This is a genomic window from Naumannella halotolerans (assembly GCF_004364645.1).
GTDB classification, from domain to species: Bacteria; Actinomycetota; Actinomycetes; order Propionibacteriales; family Propionibacteriaceae; genus Naumannella; species Naumannella halotolerans.
Genome location: NZ_SOAW01000002.1, coordinates 276,258 through 294,157, shown reverse-complemented (window position 1 = coordinate 294,157; position 17,900 = coordinate 276,258). Strand labels below are relative to the sequence as shown.

The following is a 17,900-nucleotide window of genomic DNA, read 5'->3' as shown; positions in this document are numbered from 1 at the left end:
CCAACACATCAGAAAGACAGGGTGATCCAACCATGCCCACCCCCGCCCACCGCATGGTGCGAAGACTCACAGGCCACCTCCACACACCCCACCCCGTCTACGCGGTCGTCACCCTCATCCCCGCGCTCATGCTCGCCCCAGCCGTGTTCAAACTGTCACCCATCCCGGCATCCATCCGGGATGCGATGACACCGGCGTGGAGCGTGGTGTGGCTGTGGGGCATGTTCCTGTCACTCCTCCTCGTCGCGGTCATGACCGTGTGGCGCAACACCCGACCCGAAGACGAATGGCCGATCTGGGTCGACATGTCCGCCACCGCCGGCACAGCGATCATGCTCGCCGCCTACGCGGTCGCATTGGATGCAAAGTTCGAAACCCTGTCGATCCTGTGGTCCGTCGCACCATACGTGTCGTTCGGTGTGTTCTTCATGATCCGGTTCGTCGCGTTCATCCGGAAGATCCACTACCTGTCGGAGGTTACGGGGGCCGGGCGGTGACCCTGCCGCTGGACCTGATCCTGCCGGCGCTGATCGCGCTCGCATCAGGCGCCGCCGGTGCCGCGGCGATCAACGCGTGGATGCTGCGGAACAAGACAGCCGCCGAAGCCCGGTCCATGAACAAGCAAACCGATGTGGACGAGTTCAAGTCGCTGCAGTCCGAGATGCGGATGCAGCGCGATGAGTGGAAGCAGCAGAACGCCGACACCCAGGAACAGCTGGACGCTGCGGTGGCCCGGATCAGCGAGTTGGAGAAGGCGCGGGCCCGGGACCATTCCGAGCTCGCCGACACCAGGGCGCAGCTGGTGTTGGCGCACCAGCACATCGACGTGCTGCGGAGCATGGTGCCGCCCCCGCCGCCTGACTTCCCGCCCGGCTGGAAACAACTGACCAAGGAGACCTGATGGCCTACAAGACCCAGCAGGAATGGAACGGCACCTCACCCGAAGACAACTCACAGTGGGCGGACAAGTCGAAACGAAAGCTGTACATCGTCCACTACCTCGGCGACGGCAGCACCAAAACGTCGGAGCTCAGCCGGCTGCGCGGTGCGCAGAACTACCACCGCGACACTCTCGGCTACTCCGACATCGCCTACAACGATGCGGTCGGACAGTCCGGCACCGTCTACGAGGGCCGCGGCATTGATGCGCTCGGCGGCCACACGAAGGGTCACCCGCACGACTACGCCATCGTCGCGTTGCTGTACGACGACGAGGAACCGTCCGAGGCGATGAAGGCGGCGATCCTGGACCGCTACGCCCAGGTCAACGCCCACGAGGGCAAGACGTTGAAGCTCACCCACCATCGCGGCGTGTTGGGAAAGTCCTACACCTCCTGCCCGGGCCCGCACTTGGCGGCGTGGATCGACGCCGGCGCGCCTCTCACGAAGTCCACCGATCCGATCATCGGTGACGTGTCCCGCGGCGCGTTGCTGCCCGCACCCTGACCTCTGCAATCGAAGGAGAAGCCCATGTCCATCACCTCATCGGTCGACAAGAAGAAGACGAACCAGACCAACTTCTGGAACCTCGTCGGCGACACCCTCGCCATCTGGAAGACCATCCGCTTCGGCGTCAAGGGCAAGTTCAGCGACGGGCCGCTCGTGAAGCTGCTGAAGCAGATCAACGCGAAGCTCGACGTCGTCTACAAGGAGGTCCGGCCCGGTGTGGCCGGCAAGTACAGCGATGGGCCGTTGGCCCGCCTGATCCGTTCGTCCCGCAACGACGTGCGCAACGACATCGCCGCCCTGAGCAAGAAGCTCGACGAGCTCAACAACAAGATCGGAGCCTGACCAATGAACGCAGCAACCCTGCTCACCGAAGCCTTGAACGGCATCCCCGCCGCTGTCCGTAAGACCCTGTACTTCGTCATCGCCGGCCTGTCCGGTGTGGCGCTGTTGTGGGTCGGCTATTACGAGTTCGTCGGAGCGGTCGCCCCGGCCGGTCTCGCGTTCGCCGCCGAGAAGGTCGTGCCGGTCCTCACCGTCGCGCTCGGTGTGGTCGCCGGCAGCAACACTGTCACCAAGGCGCAGGCGGAGAAGATCGACCAGACCGCCGCGGGCACCGCCACCGTTGAGCCGGAACCGTTCGACCCGGACGAGTACGACGACCCCGACGCCGACCCGGACGCCGACGACGCCGAACTGGCTGCTGACCCGTTCGGCCACCTGGACGACGCCGAGCCTGTCGGTGAACGCGCCGCACAGTGATGCAGTACGTATAATGGGAGCAGCCCCGGCAGGTGGTGGAACACCATGCCGGGGCCTAACCGCTCACTTGAGATAGCAAGGAGGGCTGACATGCAGCCTACCCAAGAACAATGGCGTCCCGTAGTTGGCTACGAGGGATACTATGAAGTGTCCGATCAGGGCCGGATTCGATCTTTGGATCGCTATGTCAACAGTCGATATGGCACCAGACGGTTGATCCGAGGACGAACACTTAAGCAGGCCACGACCCCGAAAGGGTACAAGACTTTCGGGTTCAATGGCGGGCGGGACACCCGCAGAATCCATCACGTGGTATTAGAAGCGTTTGTCGGCCCGCGCCCCGAGGGGATGGAAGCGTGCCACAATAATGGCAAGCAGGCTGACAACCGCGCCACCAACCTCCGCTGGGACACACACTCCAGCAACATGCACGACTTACGCCAACATGGCACCAATGTCAACGTCAACAAGACCCACTGCCCACAGGGGCATGAGTACACACCTGAGAACACTCGTGTCACCAATGAGCATGGGTGGACGATGCGTGTTTGCCGAGAGTGTCGCAAGCTGCGCGAGCGTGACCGGAGGAAAACGGCTGCAAGACTCCGCCCCCCTAAGACGCATTGCAGCAACGGCCATGAACTCACCGACGAGAACGTCTACGAATACCAAGGCAGGAAGATCTGCAAGCCATGTCGTCGGATTGCAGGCCGCCGACACGATGAGAAACGACGCAAGGAGAAGTGATGGAGTACCGCTATGGGGTCCGATGCTGCTCATGCATGATCGCCACGTTTCCGATGATTGAAGACCGGCTTCGTCAAGCTGGGGTCATCAAGCAAGATCTAGCAGGGCTGTGGTTCCAGGGGGCATATTCGTCCGCTGTCGCCCAGAGCGCGTCGACCCACCGAGGTGGAGGGGTGGCAGACTTCCGCCCCATACTCGCCACGGACAAGGCGACAAAGATCCTTCGGCAGTGCGGGCTTGCTGCGTGGCCGCGCCCGTCGATGCTGCCCTTCCACTCTCATTCAGTGTGGGCGGGTTGCCCCCACGCCCATCCGTCAGCGAAGGCTCAGGTCACCGCCTACCGCAACGGCCGGGACGGGCTGGCGCGCAACGGGCCGGACAACTACCCGCGACCGGGTTACATCACCTGGCAGCAGGCGTTGAAGGCTTGGACGGCCCAGCAGGAGAAGGCCAAGCCGGTTGATCCGATCATCGGTGATACCTCGCGTGGGAGCCTCCTGCCGGCACCCTGACCCTCGTTCTGTATCCTTGTTGCCGCCCGTAGCGGCCCCTACCCGGGGCTGCTGCGGGCGGCCCTCTTTTGCGTTCCCGGTCCGATCGGCCTGATCAGCGCCACTCCATCTGCACATGCTCGTCGGTCACATGCCGGATCCCCTGGCCAGGCGCGTACATGCGAACCGTGCACAGTTCGCCGAGCACTATCCGCTGCTGCGCCAACGTCATTCCGTCCCACACCGACGCCACGTCGTCGGCGGTCAGCAGCCGGATCGATGCCGCCGACCGGCGCCGCACCCGCAACCGTTCCTCGAGGTTGACGATCTTCTCCTTCAACCGGCCCGTCCCGGCGCGCAGCTGCTCCATCGTGATCTGACCCTCGGCGAACGCCTCCGCCAGCGCATCCTGTTTCCGCCGCAACGACGCGGCCTCCGCCCGGACCGCCGGCACATCAACCTCTTCGGTCCGCTGCAACCCCGCCCCCACACCGGGCTCGGACAGACGCGCGATCAGGGTGTCCCGCACGAACACGTCCACTGGGGCGGCGTGCCGGTAGACGTGGCCGCGCATCTTCCCGCACCGATATCGGCGCTGGTGCCCGTTCCGCAGCCCGCCGGAGGCGATGTTCGCGCCACAGTCGCCGCAGACAGCCACCCCGGCCAGCAACAGTTTCGGCCCGGCCACCCATGTCTTCTTCCGCGACGGATCCTGCAGCACCGCCTGCAACGCGGTCCAGGTGTCCTCATCGAGCACCGGTTCCCACTGCCCGCGGATCGGGGCACCGTCGTCGCCGTACAGAACCTGGCCGTGGTACGTGCGCCAGCCGACGAGGCGCGGGTTCGTCAACACCTGCCTGACGATGTCGGTCGTGTACTCGTTGCCCTTCAAGGTGGTGCGCCAGCCGGCGGCGTTCCAGCGGCGGGCGACCTCGGCCATGCTCAGGCCATCGATCATCCACTGGGCGGCGTCCCGGAGGGCGTCTGCCTCGGCCGGGCGAAGGTGTTTGCCGCCGGGCTCCCACCCGAACGGCCGCACCGACGCCTGCACCGCGCCCTGCAGGGCGCGGGAGCGGTTCGCGTCCCGCTGCCGGCGTGCTTTCGCTTCGGACTCGCCACGCGCGACCGCGCCCTTGATGCGGGCGTAGAGGCGGCCGGAGTCGGTGGCCAGGTCGACTTCGCCGGCGACGGAGGCGAGCGCGACCCGGTGTTTGTCGGCGAGGTCGATGAGGTGCTCGAGTTCGATCGGGCGCCGGTACAGCCGGTCGAGGTCGTAGACGGCGATGCCGTTGATTCGGCCTGTGCGGAGGTCGTCGAGCATGCGTTCGTAGGCGGGGCGGGTGACGCCGGAGTAGGCGGAGATGTCGTTGTCGGAGTAGACGTCGACGATGGTCCAACCGAGCTCGGCGGCCTTGGCGCGGCACATCTGTTCTTGCCGTCCGACGCCGGCGGCGTCGCCGGTTCGGTCTTGGCTTATCCGGAGGTAGATGCCCGCCAACACGCTCATGAAGTTAGACCCTAGCCGATAGCTGTACCAACAGCCATCGCCTCGAACATCGCACCCGCTTCGGCCCCGCGTACCTCACCGACGATGATCCTGGACAGGTTCTGCCGCAGGGCCTCCGGCAACAGGTCGGCCACGGTGACCTCTCCCAGCCGATGACCGTCGATCTGCTCCCCCATGCCGCTGCGCGCCTGCAGTGCGACCACGTTCTTCCGGCCGGGTTGCAGATGGGTCAGCAGTTCGTAGTCGGTCTCGATCGTGCCGAACCGTTCGCCCTGCGGGATCGCATCGATCAACGCCCTGAGCAGGGTCGTCTTGCCCGCACCCTGGTCCCCGCTGATGACGATCGACTTCCTGGCCAGCACCGCCAACCGCAGGAACTCGGCGACCTCCGGGGGCATCATGCCCATCGCCGACAGGTCGTCCAGTCCGACCTCGGTGAGGATGTGCTGGCGGATCGTGATCGAGGGCCGGTACGACAGCCCGAAGCCGATCGCATGCAGCCGGTACCGGTCCCCCAGGGCCAGGGTCATCGTCGGGTGGGCGTCGTCGAACGGTCGGCTCGGGGAGGCCTGTTCCCCGAGGAACCGGATGGCGTCGACGAGCTCGGCATCGTCGTCGGCCACCGGCGGATGCGGCACCCGGCGTCCGTCGCCGTACTGCACGGTCACGCTGTCGTGTCCGTTGATCTCGATGTTCTCCGCGGCGGGGATCTCGAACAACGGCTGCAGCCGCCCGTAGCCGAACATCGCATCACCGACCGCGGCGATGTAGGCCTCCTCCTCCGCTGCGGTCCACAACTCCTCACCGCTGAAGGTCCGCGAATTGGCGTGCTCACGGACGACCGACTGGACCACGGAGCCACCGAGCCGCCGGCGGTCCGCGGCCGAGATCGGCCGATCACCATGGGCACTCAGGTTGTCCACCCGGTCCGCCAACTCCCGGGCTGCGCGACGGCGGAGTTCGACCACCAGGGACCAGTCGACGGTGAACGGGGCGTCCGGGATCTCGTGGCGTTCGAACACCGTCGGCAGGTCGGCCAGGCTGTCGTTCCCGCTGCGGAACAGGGCGACCTCGCGCAAGGGTCGGTTCATCGCGCACCCTCCGGTTCGAGCGAACGCCGCTCGTCGACCAGCCGGTCGACCAGATCGCGAAGCGATCGCGCGTACCGGCCGCGGGTGAAACCGCGGGGTGCGTCGGCCCCGTCGGAGAGGACCGCGGCCGCCGGCGGATCGTCGACCAGCCTTCCGAGGACGGGTACGCCGAACTGCCCGCTGATCTCGGCTGCGGTGTAGGGCTGGCCCTCGCCCACCAGCACCAGTCCCAGGCCGGCCGACCCGGCACGTTGGCTGATCACCGGCAGATGCAGCCGCAGCGCCGCCAGCGCCCGCAGACTGGTCCGGGTGAGCACGATCACGGTCGAGGTCAGACCGACCAACCCTGCCGGCGGACCATCGGCACCGAAGCGGCCGGCGTCGATCACGACCTGGATCCCGGCATCGGAGACCGCGTGCAAGGTTTCCAGGATCAGCTCGAAGGCACCCACCAACAGCTGCCCGGCCCCCGAGCGCGGCATCCCGGGCAGGAACAGCCGCTGATGCTGGGTGTCGGTGCTCAGCGGCAGACAGTGGGAAAGCAGATCGACCGGCTCGACACTGCGTCCGCGTTGGCTGCCGGCGAGCGCGGTGACCCCGCGGCCGGCGCCGTCGGTTCCCTGCAGATATCCCGCCAGGACGGCCTGGCTGGGGTGGCCATCGGCATCGATCAGAACGGTGTCGCCGGGCCACAACAGGGCCAGTGCCAGCGCGGTGCTGGTCACTCCGGGCGCACCGGCCGCCGAGGTCAGCATGATCACACCCATCAGCCGCCCTCCCTGACCAGGGCCACCCGATCGGTGGCGGCCAGCTCGGCCACCTGTCCGGCGTACCGCTCGGGAACCTCGACGTCGACCAGCCAGGACGACTGGTCCGGTGCCAGCGTCGGTGCGGAGGCCACGACGGCGGTGATCGGCACACCCGTGGTGGTTGCCTCGGTCTCCCCGCTGGGTGGCGGGACCGGGATCAGCGAGACCCGGTCACCGGGCGTGAGCGGACCGGTCGGCAGTCGTCCGGGCAGCAACCGGAGCCCGAGTCGGCTGTCCCCTGGTGCGAGGTCCTGGGCGCCGATCGCCCCGGCCGGCAACACCGAACCGCCGGCCAGATCGATCAGCGCGGTCTGTCCGATCAGTTGGTCCAGTTCCGCGGCCGGTACGTGGGAGATGGACGCCGTGGAGCCCAGCCCGGTCACGCCGAGGTCCTCGACGCCGATCGTCGCCCCACGGGGCAGGTCGCCGGTGACCACGACCACCTGTTCCTGCTCGGCCACCCGGTCGAAGAGCGCCGCGGCGCCCAACCCGCCGAGGGTGACGGCGAGCACGCCGAGGGCGATCAGCCGGGGGCTGCGGCGGGTCCGCACCGGGGCGGGCTGCAGCGTCTGTTCGTCAGTGGCTCGGGGCGCTGGCGTGACGGTGTTCTCGGGCGCGCGTCGGGGCTTGGCCTGCCTCACCCGCTCCCCGACACTCATGCGCGCCCCTTCGCACCGACTCGTCCGACCTCGATGCAGTCAGTGAACGCGTTCGGCGCGACCCGGGGAAGTGATCAGCCAGGTTGTCCACAGGCTTGTCGGTTCGGATTCATTGCCGGGACGGTATGCGATCGGGCAAGTCGACGGCCGGCGAGACGGGTGGCAGGAAGCTGCCTGACAGGTAATTGACAGTCTGTTCTATCGATGGGCCGGGGAAGCCCAACCGATCAGTAGCCCTTGTGCCGCGGCTTCTTCCCGCCCGACGGGCCCCGGTCGTCGCGGTTGTACTTGTCCCGCTTCTTGCTGACCGAGCCGTACTTCGCCCGCGGCGGTCCACCGTCACGGCCACCGCTGCGCGAGGGATAGGACTTGCGGCCACCGCGACGCTCGTCGTGCCCGGCACCGGAGTCGCGCTGCATCTCGATCAGCCGGCCGCTGATCCGGGTCCGGGCAAGCTTCTCCCAGGCGTCCTTCGGCAACTCGGCCGGCAGTTCCACCAGCGAGTGATCCATCCGGATGGTGATCCGGCCGAAGTCCTTGTGGCTCAAACCGCCCTCATTGGCGATCGCACCGACGATCTGCCGGGGTTCGACCTTGTGTCGACGCCCCACGTTGATCTTGTAGGTGGTACGCGCACCACCCCGCGGATCGGGTTCATGATCACGCTGCTGGCGCGGCGCCCGCTCCTTCTTCGGCGGCACCACCTGGATCTCGTCGGAGGCGTTCAGCAACAACGGATCGTCACCTTGCATGGCGACCGCCAGGGCCGCAGCGACATCGGTCACCGGTACGTCGTGATGGCGTACGTAATGATCGATCACGTCCCGGAAGGTCTCCACCTGCGGATCGGACAGCGCAGCGGTGATCTTGTCGTCGAAACGGGTCAGCCGGGTCTCGTTGACCTGCTCCACATTCGGCAACGTCATCTCGGTCAGCGGCTGCTTGGTGGCCCGCTCGATCTGCCGCAGCAGATAGGTTTCCCGCGGCGTGACGAAGGAGATCGCATCGCCCGAACGACCGGCCCGGCCGGTACGTCCGATCCGGTGCACATACGACTCCGGGTCGGTCGGGATGTCGAAGTTGATCACATGGCTGATCCGGTCCACGTCCAGACCACGTGCGGCCACATCGGTGGCGATCAACAGGTCGAGATCACCACGCTTGAACCGGTTGACCGTCCGTTCCCGCTGCGCCTGGGCGACATCGCCGTTGATCGCCTCGGCGGAGAAGCCGCGGACCCGAAGCCGCTCGGCGACCTCCTCGGTCTGGTGCTTGGTCCGGACGAAGACGATCGCGCCGTCGAAGTTCTCCACCTCCAGGATCCGGGTCAGCGCATCCACCTTCTGCGGGAAGCTGACGACCAGGTAGCGCTGGGCGATGTTGTCGGCGGTCTTGGTCTTCGACTCGACGGTGATCTCCACCGGGTCGTGCAGATAGGACTCGGCGAGTTTGCGGATCTGCCGCGGCATGGTGGCCGAGAACAGCGCCACCTGCTTGTCGCTCGGGGTGTCGGCGAGGATCTTCTCCACATCCTCGGCGAAGCCCATGTTCAGCATCTCGTCGGCCTCGTCCAGCACCAGGTGCCGCAGGTTCGACAGGTCCAGGGTGCCGCGGTCGAGGTGGTCCATCACCCGGCCGGGCGTACCGACCACAACCTGCACTCCGCGGCGCAGTGCCGAGAGCTGCACCCCGTACCCCTGACCGCCGTAGACGGCCAGCAGCTTGATCCCGCGGCTGTGTCCGGCGTAGGACTCGAAGGCCTCGGAGACCTGCAGCGCGAGCTCGCGGGTGGGTGCCAGGACGAGTGCCTGCACGCCCTTGGCCTTGGGGTCGATCCGGTCCAGCAGCGGCAGCGCGAAGGCCGCGGTCTTGCCCGTACCGGTCTGCGCCAGGCCGACCACATCGCGGCCTTCGAGCAGCGGTGGGATGGTCCGGGCCTGGATCGCCGAGGGGGTCTCGTACCCCACATCGGAGAGTGCTTGGAGGACAGATTCACCGAGCCCGAGTTCGGCGAACGTGCTGGCCGAGGATTCGGAATGCTCAGTGTTCACCGGTCAACGGTAGTCGCTGTGCGCCCTCAATGCGATTCCGCGCCGTTTTCCGTCCCGGTGTTCGAGCCCTGCACACCCCGGATCAGGGCCAGCAACTGCTCGCCCAGGGCCGGTTCGAAATCGATCCGGTACGCACACAGGTCCGGGTTGTCGCGATAGACCTGCTCCAGCACGGGCGAGGGATTGCCGGCCGACCAGAGCGCTCCGGCCAGCAATGACGCGCCGACGCTGAATCGTTGCGCCTGCTCCTCGGTGAGCTCGGGTACGTGCCCGCGTACCCAGGCCACCAGCTTGCCGAAGCGCTCGTGCACCCCGCGCTTGAACTCGGTCACCGCCTCCGGTGAGACATTGCGCTCCAGCACCGATGCCTGCACCGCCAGCAGCTCGGCGAACTTCGGCCGGACTGCCAGCTCATGGGCCCAGGTCCGTGCGAGCCGCCGCTCGCGTTCCTCGATCGAGCCGCTGTCAGCCCCGCGGTCGAGGGCGGCGAGCCAGTCGTCCCACAGCCGCAGCATCAACTGCAACAGGACATGTTCACGGGAGTCGAAGTAGCGCAGGACATTCGACTTCGCCAGGCCGGTCCGGGTCGCGAGCAGGTTGAGGCTCAGCTCGGACACCGAGTACTCGTCCAGCAGGTCGTCGGCGGTGGCCAGGATCATCTCCCGCCGCTCGGCACGCTGCTCGGGGCTGCGGGCTCGCTTGAATGTCGTCATCGTCACAAATATTACAGACCGGCGTTCTCTTGATAACAGACCATCGGTCTCTTATCGTTGGGCACATCCACCGAACAGGAGAAACCATGTACCAGCTCCCCGACCAGACCGGCCGACGGATCGTCATCACCGGCTCCAACAGCGGCACCGGCAAGGAAGCGGCACGCGCCCTGGCCGGCGCCCGCGCCGAGGTGGTGCTGGCGGTACGCACCCCGGACAAGGGTGAGGCCGCGGCCGCCGAGATCCGCTCCGATCACCCCGACGCCCGGATCGAGGTACGCCGACTCGACCTCTCCGACCTGGCCTCGGTGAATTCGTTCACGCAGGAGGAGCGGGCCGATTCGCGCGGTCTCGACATCCTGATCAACAACGCCGGGGTGATGACACCGCCGGACCGGTTGCAGACCACCGACGGTTTCGAGGTGCAGTTCGGCGGCAACCACCTCGGTCACTTCGCCCTCACCCTGGGCCTGCTGCCGAAACTGCGGAACTCCGATGCCGCCCGGGTGGTGACCATGTCGAGCCTGGCCGCCAACCGCGGCCGGATCCACTTCGACGATCTGCAGTGGCAGCGGCGTTACCGCCCGACTGCCGCCTACGGGCAGTCGAAGCTGGCGAACCTGCTGATGACCCGCGAACTCGCCCGCTTCAGCGAGTACCGCGACTGGAACCTGTTGGCGCTGGCCGCGCACCCGGGCTTCGCCCGTACCTCGCTGATCCAGAACGGCCCGGGGTCCCGACCGGGAGTGCTGTCCCGACTCGGCAGCCTGAGCGATCTGCTGCCCAGCCAGAGCGCGGCCGAGGGGGCCGAGCCGATGCTGCGGGCCGCGGTCGATCCCGAGGCCTTCAATGGCGCCTACTACGGTCCCTCCGGATTCGGCGAGATGACCGGCGCACCGGTGGTCGTCCGGCCGCCGAAGCAGGCCCTCGACCTCGATGTCGCCCGGCGGCTGTGGAAGGTCTCGGAGGAGCTGACCGGGACCAGCCTGCGCGAGGTGGTTCCCGCCTGATCGGGGCATCCGGCGGCCGGGGATGACCCCGGTCGACCGGCCCAGGGGCGTCCGGACTCCGTTGCGACTTGGCCTTCGCTGCGAGCCTTTGCGGCGACTTGGGTCTTGTCGCGACCCGGCCCTTGTTGCGATCGGGGGCCGGGCCCGCCGGCCGCGTTCAGCCCCGGCTCGCCTTCGGTGACGGCGCCTGCCAGCCACGCCACAGCGAGAGCAGGCGGAGGACGATGATCAAGATGCTGGCGCCGATCATCGCCGCCACCCCCTCGTACCCGGCCGAGCGGACCGCGACCACGATCGCGCAGCCCAGCAGCGCCGGCAGCACGTAGAGCGTGGTGCCCTTCCGCAGTACCGACGGGATCTCACCGGCCAGCACATCGCGGAGGACGCCCCCGGCACAGCCACCGATCGCGCCGATCAACACCGACTCCGCCGGGCCCATACCGACCTGATGGGCGATCGTGGTGGAGGTGGTGCAGAAGACCGCGAGCCCGGCGGCGTCGCAGACCAGCACCGCCCGCCGGAGCCGATCGACCGCGAGGTGGAAGAAGAACACCACCGCCGTGGCCAAGGCGATCAGGATCCACCACCAGGAGGAACGCAGGGCGGCCGGCGGCAACCCCAGAAGCAGGTCCCGCAACGCCCCGCCACCGACGGCGGTGATCGCCGCCAGGACGAACATGCCGACCACATCCATGTCCTTGCGTACCGCCATCAGCGCGCCGGACAGGGCGAAGGCGAAGATCCCGATCGCCGTCAGTGCCGTCTCTGCCGCTTCCACGGCCACCAGTGTGCTGTTCGGGCAGCGGATTGGCCATCCGTCTCGGCACCGCCCGCGAGGCTCGGCCGCTCCGACAGCCGGACACCGCATCCGGGCGCTGTCGCTCCCCCGCCGGGACCCGGTGGGTCGGGCGCCGAGGACTCGGCTAGCGTCAGCGAGGTGGCGCCCACGACCGGTCGACTCCCGCTGCTGCCGGCAGCGGGGTTCGTGCTGATCTGGTCCTCGGGCTACCTCGCCGGACCGATCGGCACCGCTGCGATGTCACCGCTGATGTTGGTGGCCGCACGTTTCGCCGTGGCGGCGGTCCTCGCAGCCGGTCTCGCCCTGGCTCTGCGGCGACCCCGACGGATCAGCCAACGCACCTTGTCGCAGTTGATCTTCGCCGGTGTGATGTTGAACGCGGTCCAGTTCGGCGCGATGTACCTGGCTTTCGACGCCGGTCTCAGCGGCACCCTGGCCTCACTGGCCCACTCCCTCAGCCCGGTGCTGACCGCCGTCCTGGCAGCGTTGCTGCTCGGGGAGCGGCTGTCGAAACTGCAGGTGGTCGGATTCGCCGTCGGAGTGTGCGGGGTGATCGTGGTGCTCGGGCCGGATGTCGGCGCAGTCGGCGGAGTCGCCTCGATCGTCCTGGCCGTGGTCAGCGTGCTCGGGCTCAGCCTGGGCACCTTGGGCCAGCGGTCGAGCGCCGAACCGGTCGATCCCCTGTGGGGCGCCGCGGTGCAGTTCGCCGTGGCCGTACCACCGGTGTTCGTGGTGGCCATGCTGGTGGAGGGCACCGACCCGGCCCGGATCGTCCTCGACCCGACCGTGGCGATTCCGATGGTGCTCTACATCGCGGTGTTCAACTCGATCGTCGGGCTCGGGCTGCTCGGCATCCTGGTCCGCACCCGCGGCCCGGGCGCGGCGGCCAGCATCTTCTTCCTGATGCCGCCGGTGACCGCCCTGCTCTCCTGGATCGTGCTGGGTGAGACCCTGAACGCCCGGGAGTTGATCGGTCTGCTGATCGCCGTGGCCGGAGTCGCCGCGGCGACCCGGAGCAGCGCCGCTGCAACGGCCGCCCGGTCACCCCGTTGATAGTCCTGCCCAAAGTCCAGCGTGTGAGGACAAACCCCTGCGACCACCGAGACACCATCCTGCGACCACCGAGACACCATCCTGCGACCACCGAGCACCACCCTGCGACCGCCGAGACGCCACAGCAGCCGCCGGAACCCGCAGTAGCCTCGAGCTCCACCCTCTGCGAAAGGTACATCGATGACCGCGATCCCGGACTGGACCCGTGCGCTGCTGGATGCACCGACCTATGCCACCTTGGCCACCCTGAACAGCGATGGCTCACCCCAGTTGACCGAGATGTGGGTGGCCCGCGACGAGGAAACGGTGATCTTCTCCAGCGTCGCCGGCCGACAGAAGCCGAAGAACATCGCCCGGGATCCGCGGGTGAGTGTGCTGCTGGTCGACCCGGACAGCCCGTTCCGGTATTCCGAGATCCGCGGCACCGCCGAGGTGGTCGACGACCCCGGCGAGTTGATCCAGGACCTCGCACAGAAGTACACCGGCAAGGCCTGGCCGGCCGACCCGCCCGGCGCCCAGCGGGTGATCATCCGGCTCACCCCGACCCGGGTGCACGAGAAGAAGGGCTGAGGGCTTTCGGCATTTGCGGTCGGAATACGGCCACTGCTGCCGTATATGGCAGCAGTGGCCGAATATCGACCCTTCGTGCCGAAGCCACCCTTTGCGCCGGCCTCAGCTCACCGCCCGACGGTGGCCGACCCACTACCCTGCGAGAGTGATCGTCGAATGCGCCCTGTACCGCAACGGGGAGAAGGTCGCCCTCGACTGCCCGCGCGACGATGTCGCGGCCGTGCGCGCCGCCGGCACCGAATCCGGTGACTTCACCTGGGTGGGGCTGTACGAACCCCCGTCCGAGGAACTGGAGAAGGTCGCCGAGGTGTTCACGCTGCACCCGCTGGCGGTCGAGGACGCGCTGTCGGCCCATCAACGCCCGAAGCTGGAGCAGTTCGGTGACGTATTGCTGCTGTGCCTGAAGACGCTGTGGTACGTCGACGCGGCCGATGCGGTGGAAACCGGCGAGGTCAGCGTCTTCGTCGGCCCCGACTTCGTCTTGTCGGTACGCCACGGCCAGGGTGCGGAACTGCAATCGGCCCGGCACGCCCTGGAGGACCAGGCGAAGGTGCTCGCCCATGGCCCGTTCTCGGTGCTCTACGCGGTGGTCGACCGGATCGTCGACGAGTACAACCAGGTGGCGACCGGTCTGGAGGAGGACGTCACCGAGGTGGAGGCCTCGGTCTTCTCCGACCAACGCAGGGACGACACCAACCGGATCTACGTCCTCAAACGCGAGCTGCAGGAGATGCGGCGCGCGGTCTACCCGTTGCGCGAACCGCTGCGCCGGTTGGCGACGAGTTCGGTGCCGGGGATGTCGGAACGCTCGGCCCCGTTCTTCCGCGATGTCGCCGACAACCTGAACCTGGTGGCCGACACCGTGGAGGGCCTGGAGTCCTTGCTGTCCAGCGCTTTCGACGCCCACCTGGCCAGGATCTCGGTGCAGCAGAACGAGGACATGCGCAAGATCTCGGCCGGTGCGGCGCTGGTGGTCGTACCGACCCTGATCGCCGGGATCTACGGGATGAACTTCACCCACATGCCCGAACTGGAATGGGCCTTCGGCTACCCGATGGCGCTGGGGCTGATGCTGGCCTCCGCACTCGGCCTGATCGTGCTCTTCAAACGCTCCGGGTGGCTGTGATCCTCAACGCCGGGCCGCGGCCAGTTCGGCCGCGGTCAATCGCCGGTCGGAATAGATCAGCCTGATCGCCTCGGGATCGGGATTGCCCTTGTCGGGGCCCCGATGCCGCAGCTGCAGCCCGACCCGCTCCGCGACCCGGGCGGAGGCGACATTGTGTTCGACCAGGTACGCGATCACCGGCAGGTCCGGTCGCAGCTGGTGTGCCCGCTCGATGGCCAGCCGCGCCACCTCGCTGGCGTAGCCGTACCCCTGGGCCGCCGGGGCGAAGCGGTAGCCGAGATTCCAGAACGCGGTCTTGTTGGTGCAGCCGCAGTGGCCGAGCAGTTGCGGATCGTCCAGGGTGCGTACCATCCAGGGCCCCAGTCCGTTGTCCTCCCAGCCGCGGATCCAGTCGACGACCGTCATCTGGGTCTGTTCGACGGCGGTGAAGCGCATGCTCGGCAGATGGGTCCACACCGCCGGATCGCTGTAGATCGCGTGCAGCGCTGCGATGTCATCGACCCGCGGCCGGTTCAACCGCAGCCGCTCGGTCCTCACCTCGGCACCCCAACCCACGGCATCCGAGCCTAACCCCGGTCGGCTGTGCGCCGCGCAGCGCCTCCCGCAGGTCGAGCCCGGCGTCTGCTCGGCGAAGTTGGTCGGCGGCGGTGCGCTCACTCCCAGGTCTGTCCAGCGTTCGGCGACCAGATCCCGCCAACCCGCCCGCGGGCGGAGCTTCTTCGGCAGACTGTGGCCATGACCGACTACGACCTGCTTGTCATCGGATCAGGACCCGGCGGGCAGAAGGCTGCCATCGCCGGGGCGAAACTCGGCAAGTCGGTCGCCATCGTGGAGAAGAAGCACATGGTCGGCGGGGTCTGCATCAACACCGGCACCATCCCCTCCAAGACCATGCGGGAGGCCATCCTCTACCTGACCGGACTGAACCAGCGGGAGTTGTACGGCCACTCCTACCGGTTGAAGCAGGACATCACCGTCAGTGACCTGTCGGCGCGTACCCATCACGTGATCGGCCGGGAGATCGACGTGATCCGCAACCAGCTCTCCCGCAACCACGTGACGATGCTGCCCGGTACGGGACGCTTCATCGATGAACACACCGTCGCGATCAACGACGAGGACGGCACCGACCGGAAGGTGACGGCGACCAAGATCGTGATCGCGGTCGGCACCAAACCCGCGCGGCCGGACAGCGTCGAGTTCGACGGGGAGAAGATCGTCGACTCCGACCAGGTGCTGTCGCTGAACACCATCCCGGGGACCATGGTGGTGGTCGGCGCCGGTGTGATCGGCATCGAGTACGCCTCCATGTTCGCCGCCCTCGGCAGCAAGGTCACCGTCGTCGAGTCCCGTCCCGAGATGCTCGGTTTCGTCGACACCGAGATCGTCGAGGCACTGAAGTACCAGCTGCGCGACCTGGCGGTGACGTTCCGCTTCAACGAGACGGTCGAATCGGTCGAACGATTCAACGGCGGTACGGTCACGAGTCTGGCCAGCGGCAAGCAGATCCCGGCCGACACGGTGATGTACTCGGCGGGCCGTCAGGGTGTGACCGAGTCCCTGGACCTGGACAAGGCCGGCCTCGGCGCCGACAAACGTGGCCGGATCGAAGTCAATGATCATTTCCAGACCGCGGTCGACCACATCTATGCCGTCGGTGATGTGATCGGGTTCCCCGCTCTGGCCGCCACCTCGATGGAGCAGGGGCGGCGGGCGACGTACCACGCCTTCGGCGAACCGGTGCAGGACGAACTGGGTGAGCTGCAGCCGATCGGTATCTACACCATTCCCGAGATCAGCTATGTCGGGGCCACCGAGGAGGAGTTGACCGAGTCCTCGGTCCCCTTCGAGGTCGGCGTGGCCCGCTACCGCGAGCTCGCCCGTGGTGCGATCCTCGGCGACTCCTACGGCTTGCTGAAGATCATCGTCTCCTCCGAGACCCGCAAACTGCTCGGCGTGCATGTCTTCGGCACCAATGCGACCGAGCTGGTGCACATCGGTCAGACCGTGATGGGCCTCGGCGGCACGATCGACTACCTGGTGGACACGGTGTTCAACTACCCGACCCTGGCCGAGTCCTACAAGGTCGCGGCGCTGGACGCGGCGAACAAACTGCGGGCGGTGCAACGCCTCCAGCAGTGAGGCCCGCCACCCTGCATCCGTTCCGCAGCAAACGCAGCTCAGACAACCGTTGAGGTGCGTTTGCTGCGGAACAGATGGGGGAGAGCTCAGCGACGCACCCGTACCGACAGACAGGTGACACAGCCCTCGAGCTTCTCGTACTCGGAGATGCCGACGGTGTTGATCTTGAGGCCGCGGTCGGCCAGCAGCGCCTCGGTACGCGGGGCCTGGTCCGACATCATCACCTCGTCGGGGCCGAGTACCACCACATGCGAACCCGGTTCCTCGGGGACGGCGAGGAAGGAGTCGAACAGGGAGGGGTCGTCGACCACCGGTGCATAACCGATCACGGTGCCGTCGGGCAGGGCGGTGACCGCGCTCTTCAGGTGCAGGGCTTTGGTCACCGGCACCTGACGTACCTCGAAACCGCGGGGTTCGACCGCTGCGCGCAACTGGGCGATGCCCTCGGCGTTGGTGGTGCCGGTGAGCCCGACATAGACGATCCGATCGATCTTCAGGATGTCCCCACCGTCCAGGGTGCCCGGATCGTTGATCTTGGTGTGCTCGATCCCCAGCTCGTCCAGGACAGCGGGGATCGCATCGGTCTCGGGATTGCGGGCCGGCGCACCCGGGTTCGTGATCACGGCGAAGTCGTCGAACATCACGACCACGTCCTCGACGAACACCGAGTCGGGCAGGTCGTCGGCCACCGGTACCTCGACGATCCCCCAACCGTGTTCGGCGAAGATCCCGACATAGGCCTCCCACTGCTTGGCGGCCAGGTCCAGGTCGATCGGCTCCCGATCACGGAAGGTGACGATGCCGTCGTTCAGGCTGGCAGCAGGCCGCCGGACCAGGATGTAGGGGTGATCAGGGGCGGTGGACATGATTCTCCTCGAGTTGCTTGTGATCATGGTAGACAGCAGCCGATCACTGCGCCGCCGT

General features: G+C 67.3%; 20 protein-coding genes and 1 pseudogene. 12 read left to right on the top strand and 9 right to left on the bottom strand.

What is annotated here, in order from left to right:
- The first annotated feature begins 32 nt into the window (after positions 1-32).
- The 7 genes from CLV29_RS12490 (at position 33) to CLV29_RS12460 (ending at position 3,467) form a co-directional block, all read left to right on the top strand.
- Entirely contained in the window at positions 33-497 is a 465-nt protein-coding gene (locus tag CLV29_RS12490) for a hypothetical protein (RefSeq protein WP_133755407.1), read from the top strand.
- Complete coding sequence (locus CLV29_RS12485) at positions 494-901, top strand: hypothetical protein (protein ID WP_133755406.1); 408 nt, start codon at positions 494-496, stop codon at positions 899-901. Before CLV29_RS12490 ends, CLV29_RS12485 begins: the two co-directional genes overlap by 4 nt.
- Positions 901-1,446: a peptidoglycan recognition protein family protein gene (locus tag CLV29_RS12480; protein WP_133755405.1), complete on the top strand. Its 546-nt coding sequence runs from the start codon at positions 901-903 to the stop codon at positions 1,444-1,446. The genes CLV29_RS12485 and CLV29_RS12480 overlap by 1 nt, the downstream gene beginning before the upstream one ends.
- 24 nt (positions 1,447-1,470) lie before the next feature.
- Positions 1,471-1,791, top strand: a complete 321-nt coding sequence (locus tag CLV29_RS12475) for a hypothetical protein (protein WP_133755404.1) — start codon at positions 1,471-1,473, stop codon at positions 1,789-1,791.
- Between the two features lie 3 nt (positions 1,792-1,794).
- The gene (locus tag CLV29_RS12470) at positions 1,795-2,208 is read left to right on the top strand and encodes a hypothetical protein (RefSeq protein WP_133755403.1); all 414 of its coding nucleotides are present in this window, start codon (positions 1,795-1,797) and stop codon (positions 2,206-2,208) included.
- A gap of 90 nt (positions 2,209-2,298) precedes the next feature.
- Complete coding sequence (locus CLV29_RS12465; protein ID WP_166649260.1) at positions 2,299-2,955, top strand: NUMOD4 motif-containing HNH endonuclease; 657 nt, start codon at positions 2,299-2,301, stop codon at positions 2,953-2,955.
- 284 nt (positions 2,956-3,239) lie between these two features.
- Positions 3,240-3,467, top strand: a complete 228-nt coding sequence (locus tag CLV29_RS12460) for a hypothetical protein (protein WP_133755401.1) — start codon at positions 3,240-3,242, stop codon at positions 3,465-3,467.
- A 94-nt stretch (positions 3,468-3,561) separates the two neighbouring features.
- Here CLV29_RS12460 and CLV29_RS12455 read toward each other — a convergent pair whose 3' ends face one another.
- From CLV29_RS12455 to CLV29_RS12430, 6 genes and pseudogenes are all read right to left on the bottom strand, one after another.
- Complete coding sequence (locus tag CLV29_RS12455; protein ID WP_133755400.1) at positions 3,562-4,953, bottom strand: recombinase family protein; 1,392 nt, start codon at positions 4,951-4,953, stop codon at positions 3,562-3,564.
- 26 nt (positions 4,954-4,979) lie between these two features.
- Positions 4,980-6,044 (bottom strand): annotated as a pseudogene (locus tag CLV29_RS12450) (TadA family conjugal transfer-associated ATPase); the annotation flags it as partial.
- Positions 6,041-6,811, bottom strand: a complete 771-nt coding sequence (locus CLV29_RS12445) for a CpaE/TadZ family protein (RefSeq protein ID WP_133755398.1) — start codon at positions 6,809-6,811, stop codon at positions 6,041-6,043. The gene CLV29_RS12445 and the pseudogene CLV29_RS12450, both read right to left, overlap by 4 nt.
- Positions 6,811-7,512 (bottom strand): SAF domain-containing protein, encoded by a 702-nt coding sequence (locus tag CLV29_RS12440; RefSeq protein WP_133755397.1) that lies wholly within the window; start codon positions 7,510-7,512, stop codon positions 6,811-6,813. Before CLV29_RS12440 ends, CLV29_RS12445 begins: the two co-directional genes overlap by 1 nt.
- A 227-nt stretch (positions 7,513-7,739) precedes the next feature.
- Complete coding sequence (locus CLV29_RS12435) at positions 7,740-9,563, bottom strand: DEAD/DEAH box helicase (protein WP_133755396.1); 1,824 nt, start codon at positions 9,561-9,563, stop codon at positions 7,740-7,742.
- A gap of 26 nt (positions 9,564-9,589) precedes the next feature.
- Positions 9,590-10,276 carry a TetR family transcriptional regulator gene (locus tag CLV29_RS12430; RefSeq protein ID WP_133755395.1) on the bottom strand — a complete coding sequence of 229 codons (687 nt, stop codon included), beginning with the start codon at positions 10,274-10,276 and terminating at the stop codon, positions 9,590-9,592.
- A gap of 86 nt (positions 10,277-10,362) precedes the next feature.
- Here CLV29_RS12430 and CLV29_RS12425 point away from each other — a divergent pair, with 86 nt between their 5' ends.
- The gene (locus CLV29_RS12425) at positions 10,363-11,286 is read left to right on the top strand and encodes an oxidoreductase (protein ID WP_133755394.1); all 924 of its coding nucleotides are present in this window, start codon (positions 10,363-10,365) and stop codon (positions 11,284-11,286) included.
- A gap of 157 nt (positions 11,287-11,443) precedes the next feature.
- On the opposite strand, the gene CLV29_RS12420 is transcribed toward CLV29_RS12425, so the two are convergent.
- Positions 11,444-12,064: a trimeric intracellular cation channel family protein gene (locus CLV29_RS12420; protein ID WP_208292946.1), complete on the bottom strand. Its 621-nt coding sequence runs from the start codon at positions 12,062-12,064 to the stop codon at positions 11,444-11,446.
- A gap of 159 nt (positions 12,065-12,223) precedes the next feature.
- On the opposite strand from CLV29_RS12420, the gene CLV29_RS12415 reads away from it, so the two are divergent.
- The 3 genes from CLV29_RS12415 to corA all read left to right on the top strand — a co-directional run bounded on the left by CLV29_RS12415 (position 12,224) and on the right by corA (position 14,834).
- Complete coding sequence (locus CLV29_RS12415; protein ID WP_166649259.1) at positions 12,224-13,138, top strand: DMT family transporter; 915 nt, start codon at positions 12,224-12,226, stop codon at positions 13,136-13,138.
- A 180-nt stretch (positions 13,139-13,318) separates the two neighbouring features.
- On the top strand, positions 13,319-13,708 hold the full coding sequence (locus CLV29_RS12410) for a PPOX class F420-dependent oxidoreductase (RefSeq protein WP_133755392.1): 390 nt from the start codon (positions 13,319-13,321) through the stop codon (positions 13,706-13,708).
- Positions 13,709-13,853: 145 nt separating this feature from the next.
- Positions 13,854-14,834 carry a magnesium/cobalt transporter CorA gene (corA, locus tag CLV29_RS12405; protein WP_133755391.1) on the top strand — a complete coding sequence of 327 codons (981 nt, stop codon included), beginning with the start codon at positions 13,854-13,856 and terminating at the stop codon, positions 14,832-14,834.
- 3 nt (positions 14,835-14,837) lie between these two features.
- Here the strand turns inward: corA and CLV29_RS12400 are convergent, their stop codons facing one another.
- Positions 14,838-15,389, bottom strand: a complete 552-nt coding sequence (locus CLV29_RS12400) for a GNAT family N-acetyltransferase (RefSeq protein ID WP_133755390.1) — start codon at positions 15,387-15,389, stop codon at positions 14,838-14,840.
- A 180-nt stretch (positions 15,390-15,569) separates the two neighbouring features.
- On the opposite strand from CLV29_RS12400, the gene sthA reads away from it, so the two are divergent.
- Positions 15,570-16,976 carry a Si-specific NAD(P)(+) transhydrogenase gene (gene sthA, locus CLV29_RS12395; RefSeq protein ID WP_133755389.1) on the top strand — a complete coding sequence of 469 codons (1,407 nt, stop codon included), beginning with the start codon at positions 15,570-15,572 and terminating at the stop codon, positions 16,974-16,976.
- Positions 16,977-17,062: 86 nt separating this feature from the next.
- Here the strand turns inward: sthA and ddaH are convergent, their stop codons facing one another.
- On the bottom strand, positions 17,063-17,842 hold the full coding sequence (gene ddaH, locus CLV29_RS12390; protein WP_133755388.1) for a dimethylargininase: 780 nt from the start codon (positions 17,840-17,842) through the stop codon (positions 17,063-17,065).
- Between the last annotated feature and the right edge of the window lie 58 nt (positions 17,843-17,900).